Genomic DNA, 23318 nt, shown 5'->3' with positions numbered 1-23318 from the left:
CGGGAGCTGTCAGATGGCCAGCTTGGCGAGCAGATCCCGCGCCCGCTCGGCGGTCTTCGGCTCGCACAGCACGTCGTAGCGGCCGGCCACCAACTGCATGGTGGACGCGAAATCGCGCTGACCGCGCGTGGCGGCGTACGGGATGGACGTGGAGATCAACCCGAAGATGATGCCGCCGATGATGCCCGCGACGAGCGGGCCGAGGAAGCTGTCGGTGAACAGCCCGAGCAGCAGGCCCAGGAACACACCCAGCCAGGCCCCCGAAACGATCCCGCCGCCAATCACTTTCGCCCAGGTGAGGCGCCCGAGTACGCGCTCGACCTGCATCAGGTCGACACCGACGATGGTGACGTCCTCGACCGGGAATGCCTGATCCGACAGATGGTCGACGGCGCGCTGTGCCTCGGCGTAGGTCGGGTACGAGCCGATCGGCCAGCCGGTGGGAGGGGTCGGCAGCCCGCCGCGTCCGGGCCGATTCGGCTGTGCGAGCGGATTGGTCATCGTCTGTGCTCCCTCATCGGTGATTCAGCTCGTGAGAACTGCACTCTCGTCGACGTCCATCTTACTGAGAGTCCGGGTCGAACCGCGTGGTACGCGCCATGCCCGCCGCGCGCCCCTTGCCCGCGACGACCAGTGCCATCTTGGCGCTGGCCTCGTCGATCATCTCGTCGCCGAGCATCGCGGCGCCGCGGCCGCCACCCGCCGCGGAGGTGTGGTACTCGTACGCCTCCAGGATCATCTCGGCGTGGTCGTAGTCGGCCTGACGTGGACTGAAAACCTCGTTGGCCGCGTCGATCTGGGTCGGGTGGAGCACCCACTTGCCGTCGAAGCCGAGTGCCGCGGTCCGGCCGGCGGCGCGCCGGAACGCGTCGACGTCGCGAATCTGCAGATACGGCCCGTCGATGGCCTCGAGCCCGTGCGCCCGCGCCGCCATCAAGATCGTCATCAGGATGTGGTGATAGGCATCGCCCGGCTCATAGCCCTCCGGCTGCTCCCCGACGACGAGGGTGCGCATGTTGATGCTCGCCATGAAGTCCGCGGGGCCGAAGACCAGCGTCTGCACCCGCGGGCTCGCGGTCGCGATGGCGTTGATGTTGGTCAAGCCGATCGCGTTCTCGATCTGCGCCTCGATGCCGATCCGGCCCACCTCGAGCCCGTTGGCCCGCTCGACCTGGGTGAGCAGCAGGTCGAGCGCCTGCACGTGGCTCGCGTCGGTCACCTTCGGCAACAGGATCGCGTCGATCCGGGCGCCGGCCCCGGAGACCACCTCGATGACGTCGGCGTGGGTCCATTCGGTGGTCCAGTCGTTGACCCGGACGACCCGGATCTGGTTCCCCCACCCGTCGGAGTTCAGCGCATCGACGATCTCGGCCCTGGCCTGTGCCTTGGCGATCGGCGCGACCGCGTCCTCGAGGTCGAGGAACACCTCGTCGGCGGGCAACCCCTTGGCCTTGTCGATCATCTTCCGGCTGCTGCCGGGTACGGCCAGGATCGAACGGCGCGGGCGCGCGACCTGCATGTGGACCTCCAGTGTGAATTAGCCTGGCCATCATGGCAGCAGTGAGCAAGGTCTTCGTAGCCAGGCTCGCCGGCCTGGTGGTGCTCGGGCCCGACGGCGAATCGATCGGCCGCGTCCGCGACGTCGTCATCACCATCCGGATCGGTCGCCAACGCCCCCGCGTCCTCGGACTCGTCGTCGAATTGCTCACCCGACGAAGGATATTCATCCCGATGCTGAGGGTGACCGCCATCGAGCCCGGCTCCGTGACGCTGACCGGCAACGTGAGTCTGCGGCGGTTCACCCAGAAACCAGGCGAGGTCCTGGCACTGGCCCAGGTGCTCGACAGCCGGGTGCGCGTCGACGACCCCGAACTCGAGGACCTGGCCGGCCAGGAGGTACTCGTCGCGGACCTCGGCATCGAGCTGACCCGGACGCGGGACTGGGTGGTCTCCCGGGTCGCGGTCCGCAAGCCCCGCAGCCGTCTCGCCCGCCGCACCGCGATGCACGTCGTCGAGTGGCAGCACGTGCAGGGACTGACGCAATCCCAGCTGGCCCTGCCGGGGCAGGACGTCTCCCAACTGCTGGCGCAGTTCGAGGGCATGCGTCCCGCCGACGTCGCCAACGCCATCCGGGAGCTGCCGGACAAACGGCGTCACGAGGTCGCGGTCGCCCTCGACGACGAGCGGCTCGCGGATGTGCTGCAGGAGTTGCCCTCCGACGACCAGACCGACCTGCTCACCCACCTGGAGGTCGAGCGCGCTGCCGACGTGCTCGAGGCGATGGACCCGGACGACGCCGCCGACCTGCTCGGCGAGCTCCCCGACGCCGAGGCGGAGTCGCTGCTGCAGCTGATGGACCCCGAGGACTCCGAGCCGGTGCGTCGACTCCTCGAGCACTCCCCCGACACCGCGGGCGGCCTGATGACGCCCGAGCCGGTGATCCTGACGCCCGCCACCACCGTCGCCGAGGCATTGGCCCGGGTCAGGAACCCGGACCTGACCCCCGCGCTGGCGAGCCTGGTGTTCGTCGTCCGGCCGCCGATCTCGACACCCACCGGCCGATATCTCGGCTGCGTCCACCTACAGCAGTTGCTGCGCGAGCCGCCCGCGACGCTGGTCGGCGGGGTGCTGGACACGGACCTGACCAGGCTCGACCCGGACGAGTCGCTCACCGCGGTGACCCGATACTTCGCGAGATACAACCTGGTGTGCGGCCCGGTCGTCGACGACGAGGAGCACCTGCTCGGCGCCGTCACCGTCGACGACGTGCTCGATCACCTGCTCCCGGAGGACTGGCGCGAACAGGAAGTGGCCGATGAGTGAGAAGCGGACAGTCACCGACAAGTCGACGGCGCTGAGCGCCCGCCAGCGGCTCGACACCCCGCGCGGCTCGCGCCTGTTCAATTTCCAGTTCGACGTCGAATCCGTCGGGCGGGTCAGCGAGCGGATCGCGCGTTTCCTGGGCACGGGCCGCTACCTGGCCATCCAGACCATCGTGGTGATCGTCTGGATCATCCTCAACGTGTTCGCTGTCCGGCTGCAGTGGGATCCGTACCCGTTCATCCTGCTCAACCTGGCGTTCTCCACCCAGGCCGCCTACGCGGCGCCGCTGATCCTGCTGGCACAGAACCGGCAGGAGAACCGCGACCGCGTCTCACTCGAGGAGGACCGGGCCAGGGCCGAGCAGACGAAGGCCGACACCGAGTTCCTGGCCCGCGAGCTCGCCGCGCTGCGCCTGGCCGTCGGCGAGGTGGCCACCAGGGACTACCTGCGCCGCGAGCTCGAGGAGATCAAGGCCCTGCTGACCACCCATGACGACGAGGAGGCCAGGCCGCCGCGCCGGTAGCGCGACCGCGCGGGCCGGGCGAAAGGACCACCACCCGCGATTCCGATCTGTAATCTGAGTCACATTTCGGGGGTCGGGCATCGCGAAGGGTGGCGCATGCGGATCAGGGGTCTTGCGGCCGCGTCGACGGCAACGATGGTCGCGGTCGGTGCCGCGGCCGCGGCGGTGGGCGCGGCACTCGGCTTCGGCCCGTTCGGCACCGGCGCGCCGGTCCTGGCGGGCTACGCGGTCGCGGCTCCCGAGACCGCCGATCCGTCGGGGGCGGGCGCCGTCGGACTGCTGCCGCCGGCGCCCCGTCCCGCCCGCGCACTGCACGCGTACACCCCGCCCCCGCCGGTCCGATTCGAGCTGCCGCCCGACCTCGCTCCCCGACTGTCGCCGATGCCGGTGGCGGTGACGGTGAGCGAACTCGGAATTCCCGAACTCGTGCTCGGCGCCTACCGGCTCGCCGAGTCGACGATGGCCACCGAGGCCCCGGGCTGCGGTGTGACCTGGCATCTCCTGGCCGGGATCGGCCGGATCGAGTCCGGCCACGCCGGCGGAGGGCGGACCGATGCCGCGGGCACCACGGTGACCCCGATCCTCGGGCCGACGCTGGACGGGCACCTCGCGGGAAACAACGTCATCACCGACACCGACGGGGGTCGCCTGGACGGCAATCCGAAGCACGATCGCGCGGTCGGGCCCATGCAGTTCATCCCCGGCACCTGGGCGCGGTATGCCGCCGACGGGAACGGCGACGCCGTCGCCGACCCGAACAACATCTTCGACGCCTCGCTCGCGGCCGCTCGGTATCTCTGCTCTGGTGGACTGAACCTGCGCGACAGCGCCCAGGAGGTCCGGGCGGTCCTGCGCTACAACAACTCGATGGCCTACGCGGCCAACGTGCTGGCCTGGTCGGCCGCGTATGCGGGCGGCGGGACGCCCGCGCCCGGCTCGATCCCGGATGTCCGGCCCGAGCAGGCCGAGCCGACCCCGTCGCCGGAGGACGGCAAGCCCGCTGACGGCGGCCGCGCCGTCGACGCGGCGGCGCCCGCTCCCACGACCGCACCGGCACCGCCGCCCCCGCCGCTGATCCCCGGGCTGCCCGAGCTGCCGTGCCTGATCTTCTGCCCGCCGCCCGGCCCCGCGCCCGCCGCGCCTGCGGTGCCGGCTCCCCCGCCCGTGCCCTGAGCGCGCGGCGGGAACCCCCACACCCGGGCGTCCGCCAAGGTCTCAAAACGGTCCTCATAGTCGGCTCCGACCCGCCTCGGCGTGACCTAACTGAAACTATTTCGTTCATCCCCTTTGACCAGCAAATATCCTCCAAATCCGCCAACGCCGATCACGGTTGAGTAACGGAACTATCTCGAATTCGGGTAGCCTCGTCTCCGGTCGATAACGAATCAATGCCCCCGACCGGGACGCAGGAGGATCACCGTGGGCCGCCACAGCAAGAAGAAGGACTCGAACCTTCGCCGCAACTCCGTCGTGGCGCTCGCCGGGCTCGTTCCCGCCGGGCTGGTCGTCGGGACCACGGCGAGCGCCTCCCCCTCGCTCCCGTTCGCGGTCGCCGCCGAGTCCGCGCCGATCGCCGACGTTCCCGCCGCCCCGCAGCAGCCGGAGGCCGAGCCCGCCGCCGTGGCCACGCCCGCCCCGGAGCTCGCACCGGCCCTCCCGCCCGCCCCGGAGCCCGCACCGGCGCCCGCGCCCCTGCCCGCGGGTCCGCTCGGCATCCCCGGCGTCAACTTCGCCGCCTACCAGTCCGCCGAGAAGCTGCTCGCCAAGGACCTGCCCGGCTGCGGCATCACCTGGATGCAGATCGCGGGCATCGGCATGGTCGAGTCGCGGCACGCCAACGGCGGCCAGGCCCACGACAACGGCGACGTGTTCGAGCCGGTGATCGGCCTGCCCCTCAACGGCAGCCTGCCCGGTCAGGCCGTCATCATGGACTCCGACGGCGGCGCCCTCGACGGCGACACCGTCTACGACCGCGCGGTCGGCCCCACCCAGTTCATCCCCACCACCTGGGCGCAGTTCGGCGCCGACGGCAACGGCGACGGCAAGATCGACCCGCAGAACCTGTTCGACTCCGCCGCCGCGACCGCCAAGTACCTGTGCGACCGCGGGACCAACATGCGCGACATCGGCTCGGCCACCATGGCGATCCACCGCTACAACAACTCGATGGCCTACGTGGCCAACGTGACCGCATGGGCGCTGGCATACTCGACCGGCATCACCCCCTCCGCGGCCGACCTGCCGCGGATCCACTGAGCCACCGCCGCCTACCATGGGGGCCATGCCAGTAGTGACCGAGTCCGACGTTCGCAGCGCCCTCTCCCGGGTGATCGACCCGGAGATCCGCAAGCCCATCACCGAACTGGGGATGGTCAAGAGCGTCGCGCTGTCCGACGACGCCAGCGTGGACATCGTGATCTACCTGACCACCGCGGCCTGCCCGCTGCGCACCGAGATCACCGACCGGGTCACCAAGGCGGTCGCCGACGTGTCCGGCATCGGCGCCATCCGCGTCGAGCTCGACGTGATGAACGACGAGCAGCGCACCGAGCTGCGCAAGTCGCTGCGCGGCGACGCCACCGAGCCGGTCATCCCGTTCGCGCAGCCCGGCTCGCTGACCCGCGTCTACGCGGTGGCCTCCGGCAAGGGCGGCGTCGGGAAGTCCAGCGTCACAGTCAATCTCGCGGCCGCGATGGCGGCCCGCGGACTCTCGGTCGGCGTCCTCGACGCGGACATCTACGGCCACTCCGTGCCCCGCATGCTCGGCACCGACGCCAAGCCGACGCAGGTCGAGCGGATGATCATGCCGCCGCAGTCGCACGACGTGAAGCTCATCTCGATCGCACAGTTCACCCAGGGCAACACCCCCGTCGTCTGGCGCGGGCCGATGCTGCACCGCGCGCTCCAGCAGTTCCTGGCCGACGTGTTCTGGGGCGACCTGGACGTGCTGCTGCTCGACCTGCCGCCCGGCACCGGCGACGTGGCGATCTCCGTCGCCCAGCTGATCCCCGGCGCGGAGATCCTGGTGGTCACCACCCCGCAGCAGGCCGCGGCCGAGGTGGCCGAGCGCGCGGGTGCGATCGCGTTGCAGACCCGCCAGCGCATCGTCGGTGTCGTGGAGAACATGTCCTGGCTGGAGCTGCCCGACGGCACCCGGATGGAGGTGTTCGGCTCCGGCGGCGGTCAGGCCGTGTCCGACCGACTCACCAAGGCCGTCGGTGCCAAGGTCCCGCTGCTCGGGCAGATCCCCATCGAGCAGGCCGTCCGCGAGGGCGGCGACGAGGGCGTCCCGATCGTGCTCAGCGCGCCGGACTCCCCGGCGGGCGCGGCGCTGCGCGAGATCGCCGAGAAGCTCGCGGTCCGCTCGCGCGGCCTGGCCGGCATGTCGCTCGGCATCGACACCACGCGACACCTGTAGTTCCGGCGTTCGCCTGGCCTCGGGAGCGGGAGTCGGGAAACTGTCGCGGGCCACGCTCGGGGTATCGCGATAGGCTCAGAAGCGTTCCTCAGGTTCGTGAGAGTGTCGGGGCCGAACTGAAGAAGGTGGGCATCATGGCCGACTTCGACCGGACAAAATCCGTCACGCGCGCCACACTTGTGGCCATCGCGCCCGTCGTACTGTTCGCCGCGATGATCTGGCACCCCTACATCGCCGGCCGCCTACCAGATCATCACGCGATCGCCGAGGCCGTGACGGACGACCCCACTCGGTGGGGCCTCGCACATTTGGCGGCGGCCGTTGCCGCGGCCGCCCTCATCCTCGCGTTCATCGCCATCCGCGGCGTCCTGCGCGAAGCGGGCGACAAGGCGTGGAGTGCAATCGGACTGGGGTTGATCGTCATCGGGAGCGTGGCATATGCCGTACTTCCGGGGATGGAGTTCGCACCGTTCGCGGCTGTCGAAAGCGGTGCCGACCCAGAGGCCGCGCAGGCCGCCTTGGACGCGTGGTTCGTGCCGGTGCTGTTCGTGGGAGCGTTCACCTTTGCCATCGGCGTCCTGTGCGTCGGGGTGGCCCTTCGCCGCTATGGGGCGATGAACCCGACGCTTGGTTGGATCGTGGTGGGGGCGCTCATCGTCATGGCCGCGTCCCGGTTCGTGCCGTTCGCCGCCGTCCAGTTCTATGTGCAGAGCGCGGCCGCACTGATCGCGCTGTGGCCGCTGGCCTGGGTTGTCTGGACGCGTCGCGGGCACGCGATTTCACAGAGCGAATCCCCGTGAGGGAGTGCCCCACCGAGCCGGTCGAGCTCCCCGGCGTCAAGACGGTGTGCAGAGCACTGGGGACGCCGTAGGGACCTTGCTCAACGGCCCACCCACGCGGCGGTACCCAGCACCGCCAGCGCCTCGCGCACCGCGATCAGGGTGTCGGCCGCCAGGAACCGGTCGCAGTACGGCAGCGCGGCGGCCATCGCCCCGACCAGCGGCTCGAACCCGGTGGCCCCCGCGCGCGGGTTGAGCCAGACGACGCGGTACGCCCTGCGGTGCAGGCGGGCCATCGCGGCACCCAGCTCCTCCGGGCTGTCGCTGTCCCAGCCGTCCGAGGCGATGAGCACCACCGCTCCGCGCACCGCACTGCCGTGGTGTGACGCGAGCAGGGCACGCACGCTGCCCCCGATATGGGTGCCACCGAACCGGTCGACCACCTTGTCGTTGGCGTGCGCGATCGCGGCTTCGGCGGATCGGTGTGCCAGCACTGCGGTGAGCCTGGTCAGCCTCGTCGAGAAGGCGAAGACCTCCGCGTCGCCACGGGTCACGGCGGCACGCATCAGGTGCAGATAGACGTCGGAATACGGTTGCATGGACTGGCTCACGTCGCAGAGCATCACCATCCGCCGGGGTCGGATCACCGGCCGGGTCCGCACGATCGTCAGGGTCTCCCAGCCGGTGCGCCGCGACCGGGCGATCGTCTCCCGTAGCGCGATCCGCCTGCCGGTCGGGTGCCGCCGCCTCCGCCTCGTACGTCGCTGCGGCCAGGTGACCGATGCCCGGTCCAACCAGCTGCGCAGGGCCCGCAGCTCGTCCTCCCGGAACTGTCCGAACGGTCGGCCCTCCAGCGCCTCGAGACGGCCCGGCAACCGGAGGGGCAGGCTCGGCCCCTCGTCATCGCGCTCGCGCGCGACCCGGACCGCAGGCATCGTCGACCAGGGCAGTCCCACGCCGTGCGGTTCCACCGATTCCACTCCCGAGCGCGACGCGAACGCCGCCACCGGTGCATCTGGGTGCGAATCGCGCGGCGCGCGGCGCGCATTCGGGTCCATCGCCAGCAGCGACGCACCGAAGACCCCCAGGAACACCCGGTCGAAGCCGGCGAGATCGGTCTGCCTGCGCACCAGCGTCAGGCGCGCCGCCCAGTACAGGCGGGACATCGACGTCGGTCGCAACGCCGACAGCGCCCTGGCGAACTCGGCAGCGCCGCCCTCGGTCACCGGGATCCGCGCGGCACGCAGGCGCATGGTCAGCGCGATGGAGAAGGCCGCCAGGTCGATCCCCCTGGCCAGTGCCGGTTCGCCCATGCCACGGCTCATCGACGCAGGTATCGAATCAGCAGCCCGGCCACGACACCGGCCAGCAACGCCGCCGCCAGCGGGAGCAGCCGCCGCACGAGCGCAGGTCCGGCCATCCCGAGCAGGTCGAGCGCCTCGGGTTCCGCGGCCGGTTCCGGGGCCGCGACGAGCGGGCCGGACGGGGCCGTCGTGCCCGGCTCGGTCGCCGACTCCGCCGCGGTCAGCTTGGCCTCGAGCGAGGCCGCGAACTGATTCATCATCTTCTCCGAGACCTGCGCGATGACGCCGCTGCCGAACTGAGCCAACTTCCCGACGATCTTCATATCGGTGTCGACGGTCACCCTGGTCGTGCCGTCGTCGTCGACGAGGCGCGCGGTGATGGTGGCGGAGGCGTTGCCCGCGCCCCGGGAGTCCCGGCCGCTGGCCTCGATCACGGCTCGGTGCGCCGCACGGTCGGTTTCCGTCAGCACCGCTCGTCCGGCGAATTCGCTCGTCACGGGGCCGACCTTGACCTTCATCTTGCCCAGGTACGCGTCGCCGTCGCGCCCGGTCAGCTGCGCTCCCGGGAGCAACGGCGCGATCGCGTCGAGATCGATCAGTGTGTCCCAGGCGGTCTCGATCGGCGCCTTCACCGTGAACTCGTTTTCCAGCTTCATACCCCTGACCTCTCATCTCGTGGCATCGGGCGCCGAGCACGGCGCGGCCCGATCGCGTTCGCCGTCGTCGAGCAGCGCGATGATCGAGTCGCGGTCGTCCGGGGTCTTGGCGATCGCGCCGAGGCTCGCCACCGCCTCGACGCGACTCAGTTCGGTCGCGCCGAGCGCCGCGAGCGCCGACACCCAGTCGATCGACTCGGCCAGGCCCGGCGGCTTGTCGAGGTCGAGCCCGCGGGCGTCGCCCACGAACTCGGTGACCTGTGCGATCAAGGCCGTGTTCGCCTCCGGAACGGTGCGCCGGAGGATGGCCACCGCGCGTTCGGGTTTCGGATACTCGATCCAGTGATAGAGGCAGCGCCTGCGGAGCGCGTCGTGCAGGTCGCGGCTGCGGTTCGAGGTGAGGACCACGACGGGCGGACGCTCGGCGGTGAAGGTGCCGAGCTCCGGCACCGTGACGGACGACTCGCCGAGGAACTCGAGCAGCAGGGCCTCGAATTCGTCATCGGCACGGTCGATCTCGTCGACCAGGAGCACCGGGGTCCCGGTGCCCCGGTGCCGCACGCACTGCAGGATCGGGCGCGGCAGCAGAAACTCCTCGGTGAACAGATCCGACTCGTCCAGCCGGCCCGCGCGCGACTCGGCCATCCGGATCGCGAGCAGCTGCCGCTGATAGTTCCAGTCGTACAGGGCCTCACCGGCACCGAGCCCCTCGTAGCACTGAAGCCGGATCAGCGTGGTGTCGAGCGCGGCCGCGAGGGCCTTGGCCGCGGTCGTCTTACCCACTCCCGGCTCGCCTTCGAGCAGCAGCGGACGCCCGAGGGCCAGGGCCAGATAGATGGCCGACGCCGTGCCCTCGTCCAGCAGGTAGTCCTGTGCGTCGAAGCGCCCGACGACGTCGGCGAGATCGGCGAACCCCGGCTGGTCCATGGCTCACCGAGAATCCTGAGCCCGCAGCGCCACGTAGTCGTCCCAGGTGTCGACGTCGAGCGGGATCGCGGCGTCGACCGGTACCTCCAGCACCGGGATCCGGCCCGACTCGAGCAGTGTCCACACCCCCTTGTCGCCGTGCAGCATGCGCAGTTCGGGGAAGATGCTGCGACCGAACCAGAGCGGGTGCCCGCGGCCGTCCCGGTATCGGCAGACCGCACTCGCGTCCGGCGTCGCCGCGTCCAGCAGCGCCGCGACCGTCGCCGACCCGACCCCGGGTTGGTCGCCGAGCATCAGGACGATGCCCCGCGCGTGCGGATCGACCTCATCGAGCGCGCGCGAGATGGTCGAGGCACAGCCCGAACCGAAGTCGGGGTTGTGCACGACCTCCACGCCGGACAGGTCGACGGCGGCCTCCACTTCGGCGGCCCCCCCGCCGAGTGCCACCAGCACCTGGTCGAAGCGGCACTCGCGCGCGACCCGCAGCACCGCCGCCAGCAGCGGGGCACCCCGGTATTCCAGCAGCTGTTTGGGCCGGCCGAGGCGGGTCGATCCCCCGGCCGCGAGGACGATGCCGGTGACCGTCACGGCGACCGCTCGTTCTCGAACCTGTCCCGGCACCCGGCGCTACAGAACCAGTACGTCTGTCCGTCGAGCTCCACCCGCGGGGTGTCCGCGCGGACCGTCACCGTCATGCCGCAGATCGGATCGGTGACCGTGTCCTGGGCCGCGGCGGCGAGCGCCGCATCCAGGGCAGGACTTCGGCGGGCCAGGCCCCCCAGCCGGATGCCCTGCACGATCTGCGCAAGAATCGACAACGCGATCTCGGCCGGGGTGCGCGCCCCGATGGGCAACCCGGCCGGGGTATGGATCCTGGCCCGCTCCGCCTCGTCGAGCCCGAGCTGCGCCAGCACGCTCGCGCCGCGGATCCGGCTGGCGACCAGCCCGATGTATCCCACGCCCGCGTCGAGCGCGGCCCTGATGGACTCCGACTCGTTCCCCCCGAGACCGGCGATCACCGCCGCCACCGCGCCGTCCGGCCTGCCGCCCTCCTCGACCCGCTCGAGCTGGAAACCCAGCGTCCGCGCCAGGTCAGCGACCGCGTCGGCGGCGGGGTTGGCGCCCATCAGATACAACCGCGCGGCGGGCAGCCGCGGCGCGAGGAAGATCTCCATCGCGCCACCGGACAGACACGGGTTGACGACGACCGTCGCCCCCGGCGCCTCCGGGAACTGGGCCTGGCCGTCCGGCAACACCCGCAGCAGCACGCTCTCCTCGGACCGCAAGGCATCGAGTGCGGCCTTGCGCACCGAACTCTCCGCGCACTGGCCGCCGACGAACCCCTCGATGGTGCCGTCCGGCAACACGATTGCCTCGTCGCCGGTGTGTGCGGAGGTCGGCGGCTCGGCGCGAACCACGGTCGCGTGCACGAACGGTTGCTTGCGGTCGATCAGCTCGGCCATCCGCGCGTTCGTCTCCATGCCCGCACCCTCCTGCGCTGTGCTGGGTCCTGCCCGGTCGCCGGCCGCGGGCTAGATCGGTGGCGCCGGCCTGCCCTGCATCGCCTCCCACACCCGCGAGGGTGTCAGCGGCATGTCGGCGTGCCGGACGCCGAACGGCTTCAGCGCATCGACCACGGCGTTCACGACGGCGGGCGGCGACCCCACGGTCGCGGACTCACCGACACCCTTGGCGCCGATCGGATGATGCGGCGAGGGCGTCACCGTGAAGCCGGTCTCGAGGTGGGGCACTTCGAGCGCGGTGGGGATCAGGTAGTCCATGAACGAACTCCCGAGGCAGTTCCCGTCCGAGTCGAAGGCCATGATCTCCATCAGCGCCATCCCGATCCCGTCGGTGATGCCCCCGTGCACCTGTCCCTCGATGATCATCGGGTTGATCCGGGTGCCGCAGTCGTCGACCGCGAGGAACCTGCGCACCTTCACCTCGGCGGTGCCGGGATCGATGTCGACGACACAGAAGTACGATCCGTACGGGTAGGTGAGATTCTCGGGGTTGTAACAGATCTGGGCTTCGAGCCCGCCCTCGAGTCCCTCCGGCAGATCGCCCGCACCGTACGAGCGCATCGCGATGTCCTGGATCGTCACCGCCGTCGTCGGATCGCCCTTCACGTGGAAGGAACCCTTCTCCCACTCGAGGTCGGCGACGGACACCTCGAGCATCCCCGACGCGATGATCTTCGCCTTGTCGCGCACCTTCCGCGCGACCAGCGCCGCGGCCGCCCCGGACACCGGCGTCGACCGGCTGCCGTAGGTGCCGAGGCCGAACGGGGTGTTGTCGGTGTCGCCGTGCAGCACCTCGATGTCGTCCGGCGGGATGCCGAGCTCCTCGGCGACGATCTGCGCGAAGGTCGTCTCGTGCCCCTGCCCCTGGGTTTGCACCGACAACCGGACCACGGCCTTGCCGGTGGGGTGCACCCGCAGTTCGCACCCGTCCGCCATGCCGAGCCCGAGGATGTCCATGTGCTTGCGGGGCCCGGCGCCGACCGCCTCCGTGAAGAAGGACATGCCGATGCCCATCAGCTCGCCCCGCTCGCGCTTCTCGGCCTGCTCCCGGCGCAGGTCGGCGTAGCCGATCATGTCCATGGCCTTGCGCATGGTCATCTCGTAGTCGCCCGAGTCGTAGACCCAGCCGGTCTTCGAGGTGTAGGGGAACTGGTCCGGCTTGAGGAGGTTCTTCAGCCGCAGCTCGGCGGGATCCATGTCGAGGTCGTAGGCGAGGCAATCGACCAGTCGTTCAACGAGATACACCGCCTCGGTGATCCGGAACGAGCAGGCATAGGCCACCCCGCCCGGTGCCTTGTCGGTGTAGACGGCGGTCATCTTGCAGTAGGCGGCCTCGAGGTCGTAGCTTCCGGTGAACACCCCGAAGAAGCCGGCCGGGTACTTCACCGGAGCCGCGGTGCCGTTGAAGGCGCCGTGGTCGGCGAGCACGTTCGTCCGGATCGCGAGGATCTTGCCGTCCCGGGTGGCGGCGATCTCGCCCTGCATGATGTAGTCCCGCGCGAACCCCGTGCTCATCAGGTTCTCGCTGCGGTCCTCCATCCATTTGACCGGCTTCCCGGTCACCAGCGAGGCAACAATGGCGCACACATACCCGGGGTAGATCGGCACCTTGTTGCCGAACCCGCCACCGATGTCCGGCGAGACGACGCGGATCTTGTGCTCCGGCAGCCCCGCCACGAGTGCGTAGAGGGTCCGGTGGGCGTGCGGCGCCTGAGAGGTGGACCAGAGGGTCAGCTTGCCGTCGACCGCGTCGAAATCCGCTACGGCGCCGCAGGTTTCCATCGGCGCCGGGTGCACCCGGGGGTAGACGATCTCCTGGGTGGTGATCACCTCCGCGCGGGCGAAGGCCGCTTCGGTCGCCTCCGCGTCACCCGCCTCCCAGTCGAAGACGTGGTTGTCGGACTTGCCTTCGAGGTCCGTGCGGATCACCGGAGCATCTGGGGAGAGCGCCTGACGCGCGTCGATCACCGGGTCGAGGATGTCGTACTCGACATCGATCAGCTCGAGCGCATCGCGCGCCGAGTATCGGTCCTCGGCGACGACGCACGCCACCTCCTGCCCCTGGAAGCGCACCTTGTCGGTGGCGAGGACCGCCTGCACGTCGTTGGACAGGGTCGGCATCCAGGCCAGGCCCTTCTCGGCCAGGTCGGCGCCGGTGATGACCGCCCTCACCTTCGGATGCGCCTGCGCCGCCGTCGTGTCCACCCGCACGATGCGCGCATGCGCGACGGGTGATCGCAGGATGGCCAGGTGCAACATCCCGGGAAGCGTGATGTCGTCGACATAGTGTCCGCGGCCGCGGATGAAGCGGGGATCCTCCTTGCGGAGCATCCGCCCGTACCCGATCGGCTTCTTGTTGTTGTCGAAGTGTTCGTTGTCCGACTCGTCCGTGACAGGTCCGGTCGGCGGATGTTCGACGGTGGTCATGGTGCACCTCCGACCTGCTCGGTGACGCGCGGCCGCTCGGTTGCCTCGGGCCGGGCCGCGGTGGGACCGCTGCCGCGCGCCGGCTCCGGTTCGCGTGCCGCTCCCTCCTCGTGCGCCGCGGCCCACTGCACGGAGCGGACGATCGTGGTGTAGCCGGTGCATCGGCAGATCTGCCCGGAGATCGCCTCGCGAATGGTCTGCTCATCCGGATTCGGCGTGCGGTCGAGCAGTGCCCGGGCCGACATCATCATGCCGGGGGTGCAGAAACCGCATTGCAGGCCATGACATTCCATGAACCCCTGCTGTACCGGGTCGAGCTCGCCGTCACGTTCGAGCCCCTCGACGGTGCGTACCTCCTGCCCGGCGGCCATCACGGCCAGCATCGTGCAGGACTTCACGGGCTCGCCGTCCACCAGCACCACACAGGTGCCGCAGTTGCTGGTGTCGCAGCCCCAATGGGTTCCGGTCAGTCCCAGCTGATCCCGCAGGAAGTGCACCAGGAGCAATCGGGGCTCGACGTCCTCGGTGACCTCCTCGCCGTTCACGGTCATCGTCAACTGCATGTCTTCTCGTCCTTCCTGGACCCCCGAGCTGCTTCGCTAGTGGACCCGCTCGGCCGCGGTGCGCAGCGCGCGGCGGGTCAGTTCCTTGGCCAGGTGCCGCTTGTATTCCGCGGTCCCGCGCATGTCGGTGACAGGTTCACAGTGTCGAGACGCCAGATCGCCCGCGTGGAGGGCGACCTCGTCGGTGCACGGCTTGCCGATGAGGAACTCGTACACCTCACCGAATCCGGCCGGGTCCGCGTTCACCGCGGTGAGACCGATCCTCGCCTCGACGACGACCGGGCCGTCCAGCCAGACCGCGGCGCCCGCCGCCGCGATCGCCCAATCCCCCACGCGTCGTTCCACTTTCGCGTAGGCGTTCGACCCGTGGTCGCGGAACGGGATCCGGATCTCGGTGAGGATCTCGTTGTCCGCCGCGGCGGTCTCGTACGGCCCGAGGTAGAACTCCGCCACGCGGATCGTGCGCTCGCCGCCCGGCCCCCGCAGCACGCAGGTCGCGTCGAGCACCTCGCACACCGTGCTGAGGTCCTCGGCCGGGTCCGCCTGACAGAGAGATCCGCCGATCGTGCCGCGATTGCGGACCACCGGGTCGGCGATCACCCGCTCGGCGTCCCGGAAGATCGGCCACAGCGCGGCCAGTTCCGGGGACTCGAGCAACTCCCGGTGTCGCACCATCGCACCGATCCGCACACCCGACGGCTCCACCGTGATGTGCCCCAGCTCGTCGTGCAGCGGGTTGATGTCGATGAGATACTCGGGGTTCGCCAGCCGCAGCTTCATCATCGGGAGCAGGCTGTGGCCGCCGGCCACCAGTCGAGCCTCGCTCCCCAGCCGTTCGAGCAGTCCGATCGCGTGGTCCACGCTCGTCGCTCGCTCGTATTCAAAAGGTCCAGGGACCTGCATCTGATCCACCTCGCATCGCATGGGGACAGATCCAGACTCGACCGGTCCACCGGGGGTGTCAAGCGCCCCGAGCGATCCCCGCGACCAGTCCGCGAACGGCCCGTGCGGGCGGGCGTCACAGGGTCTCGTCGTGGTGGATCCGGCCCTCGATCGCGGTCAGCCGCTCGCCGCCCCCACCCCAGCGCAGCTCGATGATCTCGGCGGCGATGGACACCGCGGTCTCCTCGGGCGTGCGGGCCCCGATGTCGAGTCCGATCGGACTGGCCAGCCGTGCCAGCTCCGCCTCGGTGAGCCCGGCCTCGCGCAGGCGCTGGAGCCGGTCGCGGTGGGTACGCCGCGACCCCATCGCCCCGACATAGCCGACCTCGGGCAGCCGTAGCGCGAGGGCCAGCAGCGGGACATCGAACTTGGGGTCGTGGGTGAGCACGCAGATCACCGTGCGCCCGTCGATCGCGTCGGCGTCGATCTGCGACTGCAGGTAGCGGTGCGGCCAGTCCACGACGACCTCGTCCGCTGTCGGGAAGCGGGTGTGCGTGGCGAACACCGCCCTGGCGTCGCACACGGTGACGCGGTAGCCGAGGAAGGCCCCCTGATGAGCCACCGCCGCGGCGAAGTCGATGGCGCCGAAGACGAGCATGCGCGGACTCGGCGCATGACTGGCGATGAACACGCGCATGCCCTCTCCTCGCCGCTGGCCGTCGGGCCCGTAGGTGAGCACCCCCGTCCGTCCCGCCGCGAGCAGCCCGCGGGCGTCGTCGCCTATCGCGGCATCGGCACGCGCCGAACCGACCGTCCCGCTGATCCCGTCCGGCCGCACGATCATCCGGCGACCGACCAACGCGGACCGGGGGTGCTCGATCACCGTCGCCACTGCCACCGGGCGCTCGTCCGCGATGTCCCCGGCCACCTCGGCGAGTTCGGGGAAGGTGCGGCGGGAGACGGGCTCGACGTAGACGTCGAGAATGCCGCCGCAGGTCAGCCCCACCGCGAAGGCATCGTCATCGGTCACCCCGTACCGCTGGAGTTCCGGCCGGCCGGACTCGACCACCTCCCGGGCGAGCTCGTACACGGCCCCCTCCACACAGCCGCCCGAGACCGAGCCGGCCACGGTCCCGTCCGGGGCCACCACCATCGCCGCGCCCGGGGGCCGCGGTGCGGATCTGAAGGTCTGCACCACCGTGCCGACACCCGCGGTCTCGCCCGCATGCCAGATCGCCATCAGCTCGGTGAGGACGTCGCGCATCAGAGACCGCCCTCCGCGTGGCCCACGTGGTTCCGGGAACCCCGGGTGCTTCCCATGGCTGGACGCTACGCCGAATGCACGGACCGCCGAGGCAGGAACGGCGCCACGGTGTGGCTTCCGCGACGGTGGACGAGACGGGAACGCGCCCTCAGGTGGCGTCGGCGTCGTACGGCGGGCGCTCGTTCGTGCCCAGGGGCGTCGACTCGCGGTTCGGGGAGGGCGGCAGGGCAGCGGCCGCGCTGGGCCCGCCGCTGCTCTTCGGCTTCGCATCGAAGTTCCCGGTCAGGATCGAGTCATCGCCGTCGAGCAGGTGCTTGGTGATCACCGAGCGGGGGGTCATGCCCCGCAGTTGCTGCAGATCGGAGAGCGGCTTGCGCAGGTCCTCGAACTCGGGACCGAGCTCGTCCTTGAGCTGCTGGGTCGCGCCGCCGGCATAGTCACGCACCTGGCGCAGCGACTTCGTCACCCAGGAGACCGCACCGGGCAGCCGCTCGGGTCCGAGGATCACGAGCGCCGCGACGAGTAGGACCATGAACTCGCCCCAGCCAATGTTGCCAAACACCGGGTCAGCCTACGTGCCCGCGGCGATCCGCGCCGCTATCGGTGCCGAATTCACATCCCATTCCGGATCGTCCCCGTCGCCGCTCAGTCGGAGGCAGGCGTGACCTGCACCTCGACCGTCCGCCCCGCCCGGACCAGTTGCACCGGGACCGGCTGACCGACGGCCTGCTGGTGCACCGCCACCACCAGCTCGTCCGCACTGGTCACGTCGCGCTCGCCGACCTTGACGATGACATCGCCCTCGATGATGCCGGCCTGCTGCGCGGGCCCGCCCTCCTTGACGTTCGCCACCTCGGCGCCACTGGTCTGCTCGTTGGTCACCGACCGCGCGTTCACGCCGATCTCCGGGTGGTGCATGGCGCCGGTCCGGATCAACTCCTGCGCGACGGCGGTGACGTCGTCGACGGGAATGGCGAACCCGAGGCCCACCGATCCGCCGCTCTCACTGCGGATGGCGGAGTTGATCCCGATCACCCGCCCCTCGCGGTCGACCAACGGTCCGCCGGAGTTGCCGGGATTGATGGCGGCGTCGGTCTGGACCGCGTCGATGACCGCGTCGGTATCGGTGCCCTCACCGGTCAACCGGACCGGGCGGTGCAGCGCACTGACGATTCCGCTGGTGACGGTCCGGCTCAGCCCCAACGGCGAACCGACCGCCACCACGTCGTCCCCGACCTTCAGGTCGGAGGACCTGCCGAGCTCGGCCACGGTCAGGTTGCCGACGTCCACCTTGAGCACCGCGAGGTCCGTCTTGGTGTCGCGGCCCACCACCCTGGCCGGGGCCTTGGTGCCGTCGGCGAACACGACGCGGAGGGTGGCGGCGTCCGGGTTCGTCGCGGCCATCGAGATCACGTGGTTGTTGGTGACGATGTACCCGGCGCCGTCGATCACCACACCGGAACCGGTCCCGGACTGCTCGCCGAGCGCGACCTGGATGGACACGACCGACGGGAGCACCGCCTCGGCCACCTTCGCGACCTGACCGAGCTCGGTGTCGTCGCCGCTCGACTGGGTCAGCTCGACCCGCTGGCTGGTCAGGGCGCCGACGTTCTCCGCCGTGACGCGTCCGATGATGCCGCCGACCAGGCCGATCGCCAGAGCGACCCCGGCCAGCGCGGCCAGCGCCCGCGGCGCGATGCGCTCGCCGAGCAGGACGTCGCGGATGCCCAGTGCGGGCGCGGCCGGGAGGTCCCGGTCCGTGGGGGCGTCGACGGCAGGCGCACCGAGACGCGCGGGCGCGTCCGGGTCACGCCACGGATCGGCCGGGACCGGGTCCGCCGGCTCGGCGCTGTGACCCGCCGAGGGATCGCGCTGAATGGAATCGGATTCACCGGCCGGGCGGCCGAAGGCCTCCGCGAGCACCGGGTCGGGACGCGAAACGGCGACCTTCGGATCCGTGCCGCGGTCCGTGCCGGGCGCGAAGGACGAGTCGACGCCGTCGGGCCGGCCGAACGCCGCGGCGGCCGCGGGGTCGACGGTGGGACGGTAGAGCGGTCGCGGTGCCAGGCGGGGCGGTGCCGAATCCTGTTCGGCTGCCGCATCCGGTCGCGCGCCTGCGGCGGGGGGTGTGGGATCCGAGTTCACGCGGCGATGTACCCCTCGTTGGCGTCAGTCACGGGTCCCAGTATCACCGACGCGGTGCGTCCCGAAGTGACCGACGGGCCACCGACTACCGCCGCCGACGCCAAGACGCGAACGAGTAGGACGTGACCATCGCCGCGATCACGGCACCTGCCTTGCCGTCGGGACGCCGGATTCCGGACCGCCCGGCGAGGCGACGGCCGCGGTCGGCGGCAGTGGTGTCGACGTCCGAGACCGGCGTGCACATCGGGATCTGGCTGAGCACACCCAGAAGCGAACTGGGCATGCTGATCTCGGCTGCCCGGCGCAGCGCGCCGCGCGCGTGATGCTGAGCGTCGATCTCGGCGGCGCACTCCGGACACATCGACAGGTGCTGCGCGGCTCGCAGGTAGGCGTTCATCTGCAGTTCGCCGTCGACGTACGCCGCGACCGCCTCGCTCGCGAGGTGTTCGGTAGAGCTGAACCGGCGCGGTTTCCGGGCCTGCGTCATCCAACCCTCCTGCACGGTCATGCGAATGTCATCTTCCCTGCCCCGGACACCGCGGTCAGGTACTCCTTCAGAGCCTGCCGGCCGCGGTGGATTCGACTGCGGACGGTTCCGAGCTTGACTCCCAGTGTGGCACCGATCTCCTCATACGACAGGCCTTCGACGTCACACAGCACGACCGCGGCGCGGAATTCGGGCGCCAACGAGTCCAATGCGGACTGCAGTTCGGGATCGAGCCGCGCGTCGTGGTAGATCTGCTCCGGGTTCGGTCCGTCGGACGGGACGCGCTCGTAGTCCTCGGGCAGCGCCTCCATCTTGATCCGATTGCGGCGTCGCACCATGTCGAGGAACAGGTTCGTCGTGATCCGGTGCAACCACCCCTCGAAGGTGCCCGCCTGATAGTTCGAGAGCGACCGGAAGACCCTGATGAAGGTCTCCTGGGTGAGATCCTCTGCGTCCTGGGCGTTGCCCGAGAGCCGGTAGGCCAGCCGATAGACCCGGTCGCCGTGCTCACGGACGAGTTCGTCCCAGGAGGGCATGGTCGTCTGATCGCCGGTGGCGTCGAAGGCGGCGGTGCCGCCCAGGTCAGCGGCGGCGGAGCCACTGTTCGGCACCGACTCGGCGATGTCCGCATCGAAGGCGGGAACGGCGTTGGCCATCGAGATGGTGTAAACCTCCTGCTAAGGACAGCTGGTGAGCGAGCACGCGAACTCCGTGGACAAAAGGCACAACTCCCGTGAAGCCGGGTTTGTTCCCCCCGCCGGTTTCGTCCGGTACCCCCTTCCGGGGCGGTCATCGATCTCGTGTGGACCCACCATTTCCGATCCAAATGTGCGAGATGTGTGAGCAACCTGAGGTTCAGCTGAGAATCTGCGGGTCAGCGGCCAAGCTCACGTGCGCGCCTCGACTCCACCGCAGCGTGTCGCCTATAACCTCAGGTTGTGCACAACAACGCCGAGCAGCTGCTGGCTCACACCGAGGAATCGGTTCTGGAGGACGCGGTCCTCACGCTCGCACGCGAACGGGCGGAGGATCTCGGCGCGACTCCCGTCCCGCCGTCCGTCGGCGCGCTGTTGAGCCTGTTCACCCAGATGCTCGACGCGAAGACCGTGGTGGAGATCGGGACCGGCGCGGGCGTGAGCGGGCTGTGGCTGCTCGACGGCATGCGTGCCGACGGTGTGCTCACCACCATCGACACCGACCCCGAGCACCAGCGGGCCGCCAAGGACGCGTTCCGGTCCGGCGAGATCGCGCCCGGCCGCACCCGGTTGATCAACGGCTGGGGCCTGGATGTGCTTCCCCGCCTCGCCGACGCCGCTTACGACCTGGTGTTCGTCGACACCTCCCCCGCCGACCACCCCCAGTTCGTCGCCGAGGGGGTTCGGCTGCTCCGGCCGGGAGGGGTGATCGTCCTGCACAACGCGCTGCTCGGCGGTCGCGTGGCCGACCCCAACCAGCGGGACGCGACCACCCTGGCGGTCCGCGCGGCCGCCCGGGCGATCGCGGAGGACGACCGCCTGACGAAGGTACTGCTCCCGGTGGGTGACGGCCTGCTCTGCGCGTCCCGGTCCGCCGACGACTGAGCGGACACCCACTGTCCCGCGAACGCCGCCGCGCCAAGCTGGTGTCCCACCGACCGGAACCTGCCGTGGTGTGACGCTCGTCCCTGCTCATAGCGTTCAAGCACACCTAGGACGAGATGTAGGAGTTCCCACATGGGCAAGCGCGTAGTACCGGCAGCCACACCCGCACACGACACCACGGTCGATCTGCTCGTGATCGGGGCCGGCACAGGCATGGCGGCCGCGCTGACCGCGCACGAGAAGGGCCTGTCGACCCTGATCGTCGAGAAGACGAAGTACGTGGGCGGATCGACGGCCCGCTCCGGTGGCGCGTTCTGGATCCCGGACAACCCGATCCTGCGGGAGGCCGGCGCCGGCGACAGCGCCGAGAAGGCAAAGACCTACGTGCAGGCGGTCGTCGGCGACTCCGCGCCCGCCGCGCGCGGCCAGGCCTTCCTCGACCACGGCGCCGCCACCGTCGACATGCTCAGCCGCACCACCCCGATGAAGTTCTTCTGGGCCGAGGGCTACTCCGACTACCACCCCGAGCTGCCCGGCGGATCCGCGGAGGGGCGCACCTGCGAGTGCCGCCCGTTCAACGCCTCGGTGCTCAAGGGCGAGCGGGGCCGGCTGCGGCCCGGCGTCATGGAGGCCCCGGTCCCGATGCCGACCACCGGCGCCGACTACAAGTGGATGAACCTGGTGGCCAAGGTCCCGACCAAGGGCATGACGCGCATCCTCAAGCGCGTCGCCCAGGGCATCGGCGGGCTCCTGGTGGGCCGCGAGTACATGGCCGGCGGCCAGGCGCTCGCCGCCGGCATGTTCGCCGGCGTGCTGCGCGCGGGCATCCCGGTGTGGACCGAGACGTCCCTCGTGCGCCTGGTCACCGAGGGCGACAAGGTCACCGGTGCCGTCGTCGAGCAGGGTGGCCGCGAGTTCACCGTGACCGCCACGCGCGGCGTCGTGCTGGCCGCGGGCGGCTTCGACCACGACATGGACATGCGCCACAAGTTCCAGTCGGAGAGCCTCGTCGACCACGAGAGCCTCGGCGCCGAGGGCAACACCGGCGACGCGATCAAGATCGCCCAGCAGGGCGTCGACGCCGGGATCACGCTGATGGACCAGACCTGGTGGTTCCCGGCGATCGCGGCGCTGCCCGGTGGCACGCCGTCGGTCATGCTCGCCGAGCGGGCGCTGCCCGGATCGTTCATCGTCGATCAGACCGGCAAGCGATTCGTCAACGAGGCGAAGGACTACATGTCCTTCGGGCAGCTCGTCCTCGACCGTGAGCGGGCCGGTGATCCGATCGAGTCCATGTGGATCGTCTTCGACCAGACGTACCGCAACAGCTACATCATGGCCGGCAGCCTGTTCCCGCGGCAGCCGCTGCCGCAGGCCTGGTACGACGCCGGGATCGCCCACCGCGCCGACGATCCGGCCGACCTCGCGCGCGCGATCGGCCTACCGGAGGAGTCGTTCGTCGACACGTTCCGCCAGTTCAACGCGAACGCGGCCGCGGGCACCGACCCCGACTTCCAGCGTGGCGCGAGCGCCTACGACCGCTACTACGGCGACCCGACCGTGTCCCCGAACCCGAACCTGCGGCCCCTCGAGAAGGGCCCGTACTTCGCGGTGAAGATGACGCTGAGCGATCTCGGGACCTGCGGCGGCGTGCAGGCTGACGAGCGCGGTCGGGTGCTGCGCGAGGACGGCAGCGCGGTGGCCGGGCTCTACGCCATCGGCAACACCGCCGGCAACGCCTTCGGCAAGGTCTACCCGGGTGCCGGGGCCACCATCGGCCAGGGACTGGTGTACGGGTACATCGTGGCGCTCGACGCCGCGCAGCAGGCGGGCTGACCCACCCTCGCGTGACGACCCGAGCGGACCGGTGCCACTGGCACCGGTCCGCTCGTCTTTGACGACATCGTGACGCGTCGACCCCGCGGCGGGACCTCCGGTAGCCGATTCAGCCGGCTCCCCTGGTCCGGTCGAAACATTCCGTTACCCCGAGATGGACGGTTGACCAACTTCCGGCCGA

Annotated in this window: 23 protein-coding genes; 8 read left to right on the top strand and 15 right to left on the bottom strand. The window is 70.4% G+C overall.

The features are described from left to right. Positions 1-9: 9 nt before the first annotated feature. Together ACFQS9_RS12065 and ACFQS9_RS12060 are read right to left on the bottom strand one after the other, a co-directional pair. Positions 10-501 (bottom strand): YflT domain-containing protein, encoded by a 492-nt coding sequence (locus ACFQS9_RS12065; RefSeq protein ID WP_378404861.1) that lies wholly within the window; start codon positions 499-501, stop codon positions 10-12. A gap of 61 nt (positions 502-562) precedes the next feature. Next, positions 563-1519 carry an HpcH/HpaI aldolase/citrate lyase family protein gene (locus ACFQS9_RS12060; protein ID WP_378404859.1) on the bottom strand — a complete coding sequence of 319 codons (957 nt, stop codon included), beginning with the start codon at positions 1517-1519 and terminating at the stop codon, positions 563-565. Positions 1520-1551: 32 nt separating this feature from the next. Between ACFQS9_RS12060 and ACFQS9_RS12055 the strand changes: the two genes are divergently transcribed. From ACFQS9_RS12055 to ACFQS9_RS12030, 6 genes are all read left to right on the top strand, one after another. Continuing rightward, positions 1552-2823, top strand: a complete 1272-nt coding sequence (locus ACFQS9_RS12055; protein WP_378404857.1) for a magnesium transporter MgtE N-terminal domain-containing protein — start codon at positions 1552-1554, stop codon at positions 2821-2823. Next, entirely contained in the window at positions 2816-3346 is a 531-nt protein-coding gene (locus tag ACFQS9_RS12050; RefSeq protein ID WP_378404855.1) for a DUF1003 domain-containing protein, read from the top strand. Before ACFQS9_RS12055 ends, ACFQS9_RS12050 begins: the two co-directional genes overlap by 8 nt. A gap of 96 nt (positions 3347-3442) precedes the next feature. Then, entirely contained in the window at positions 3443-4519 is a 1077-nt protein-coding gene (locus tag ACFQS9_RS12045) for a lytic transglycosylase domain-containing protein (RefSeq protein ID WP_378404853.1), read from the top strand. 246 nt (positions 4520-4765) lie between these two features. Further along, positions 4766-5602, top strand: coding sequence for a lytic transglycosylase domain-containing protein (locus ACFQS9_RS12040; protein ID WP_378404851.1), 837 nt, complete (start codon positions 4766-4768; stop codon positions 5600-5602). 25 nt (positions 5603-5627) lie between these two features. Beyond that, positions 5628-6764: an Mrp/NBP35 family ATP-binding protein gene (locus tag ACFQS9_RS12035; RefSeq protein WP_378404849.1), complete on the top strand. Its 1137-nt coding sequence runs from the start codon at positions 5628-5630 to the stop codon at positions 6762-6764. Between the two features lie 134 nt (positions 6765-6898). Continuing rightward, entirely contained in the window at positions 6899-7564 is a 666-nt protein-coding gene (locus ACFQS9_RS12030; RefSeq protein ID WP_378404847.1) for a hypothetical protein, read from the top strand. Positions 7565-7644: 80 nt separating this feature from the next. Here ACFQS9_RS12030 and ACFQS9_RS12025 read toward each other — a convergent pair whose 3' ends face one another. The 13 genes from ACFQS9_RS12025 to sigE all read right to left on the bottom strand — a co-directional run bounded on the left by ACFQS9_RS12025 (position 7645) and on the right by sigE (position 20377). Then, positions 7645-8856, bottom strand: a complete 1212-nt coding sequence (locus tag ACFQS9_RS12025; RefSeq protein ID WP_378404845.1) for a vWA domain-containing protein — start codon at positions 8854-8856, stop codon at positions 7645-7647. A gap of 8 nt (positions 8857-8864) precedes the next feature. Then, positions 8865-9503, bottom strand: coding sequence for an SRPBCC family protein (locus tag ACFQS9_RS12020; protein ID WP_378404843.1), 639 nt, complete (start codon positions 9501-9503; stop codon positions 8865-8867). Positions 9504-9515: 12 nt separating this feature from the next. After that, positions 9516-10430, bottom strand: a complete 915-nt coding sequence (locus ACFQS9_RS12015) for an AAA family ATPase (RefSeq protein WP_378404841.1) — start codon at positions 10428-10430, stop codon at positions 9516-9518. Positions 10431-10433: 3 nt separating this feature from the next. Next, complete coding sequence (locus ACFQS9_RS12010) at positions 10434-11018, bottom strand: nucleotidyltransferase family protein (protein ID WP_378404839.1); 585 nt, start codon at positions 11016-11018, stop codon at positions 10434-10436. Further along, entirely contained in the window at positions 11015-11911 is an 897-nt protein-coding gene (locus ACFQS9_RS12005; RefSeq protein ID WP_378404837.1) for an XdhC family protein, read from the bottom strand. The genes ACFQS9_RS12010 and ACFQS9_RS12005 overlap by 4 nt, the downstream gene beginning before the upstream one ends. 51 nt (positions 11912-11962) lie before the next feature. After that, the gene (locus ACFQS9_RS12000; protein WP_378404835.1) at positions 11963-14380 is read right to left on the bottom strand and encodes an aerobic carbon-monoxide dehydrogenase large subunit; all 2418 of its coding nucleotides are present in this window, start codon (positions 14378-14380) and stop codon (positions 11963-11965) included. Further along, on the bottom strand, positions 14377-14943 hold the full coding sequence (locus ACFQS9_RS11995) for a (2Fe-2S)-binding protein (RefSeq protein ID WP_378404833.1): 567 nt from the start codon (positions 14941-14943) through the stop codon (positions 14377-14379). Before ACFQS9_RS11995 ends, ACFQS9_RS12000 begins: the two co-directional genes overlap by 4 nt. A gap of 36 nt (positions 14944-14979) precedes the next feature. Beyond that, a complete protein-coding gene (locus ACFQS9_RS11990; RefSeq protein WP_378404831.1) occupies positions 14980-15846 on the bottom strand; it encodes an FAD binding domain-containing protein in 867 nt (288 codons plus the stop codon). Positions 15847-15961: 115 nt separating this feature from the next. After that, positions 15962-17089 (bottom strand): XdhC family protein, encoded by a 1128-nt coding sequence (locus tag ACFQS9_RS11985; RefSeq protein ID WP_378404829.1) that lies wholly within the window; start codon positions 17087-17089, stop codon positions 15962-15964. A gap of 148 nt (positions 17090-17237) precedes the next feature. Beyond that, a complete protein-coding gene (gene tatB / locus ACFQS9_RS11980; RefSeq protein ID WP_378404827.1) occupies positions 17238-17651 on the bottom strand; it encodes a Sec-independent protein translocase protein TatB in 414 nt (137 codons plus the stop codon). 83 nt (positions 17652-17734) lie between these two features. Next, a complete protein-coding gene (locus ACFQS9_RS11975; RefSeq protein ID WP_378404825.1) occupies positions 17735-19234 on the bottom strand; it encodes a S1C family serine protease in 1500 nt (499 codons plus the stop codon). Positions 19235-19319: 85 nt separating this feature from the next. Further along, positions 19320-19721 carry a zf-HC2 domain-containing protein gene (locus ACFQS9_RS11970; protein WP_378404936.1) on the bottom strand — a complete coding sequence of 134 codons (402 nt, stop codon included), beginning with the start codon at positions 19719-19721 and terminating at the stop codon, positions 19320-19322. Positions 19722-19738: 17 nt separating this feature from the next. Continuing rightward, positions 19739-20377, bottom strand: a complete 639-nt coding sequence (gene sigE / locus ACFQS9_RS11965; protein WP_378404823.1) for an RNA polymerase sigma factor SigE — start codon at positions 20375-20377, stop codon at positions 19739-19741. Between the two features lie 282 nt (positions 20378-20659). On the opposite strand from sigE, the gene ACFQS9_RS11960 reads away from it, so the two are divergent. Beyond that, positions 20660-21301 carry an O-methyltransferase gene (locus tag ACFQS9_RS11960; protein WP_378404821.1) on the top strand — a complete coding sequence of 214 codons (642 nt, stop codon included), beginning with the start codon at positions 20660-20662 and terminating at the stop codon, positions 21299-21301. A 132-nt stretch (positions 21302-21433) separates the two neighbouring features. Next, positions 21434-23137, top strand: coding sequence for a 3-ketosteroid-delta-1-dehydrogenase (locus tag ACFQS9_RS11955; protein ID WP_378404818.1), 1704 nt, complete (start codon positions 21434-21436; stop codon positions 23135-23137). Positions 23138-23318 lie beyond the last annotated feature (181 nt).

Source organism: Rhodococcus daqingensis, from assembly GCF_042665615.1.
Lineage (GTDB): Bacteria > Actinomycetota > Actinomycetes > Mycobacteriales > Mycobacteriaceae > Rhodococcus_G > Rhodococcus_G daqingensis.
Note: the sequence above shows the minus strand (reverse complement) of the source record. Positions and strands in the feature narration are given on the sequence as shown.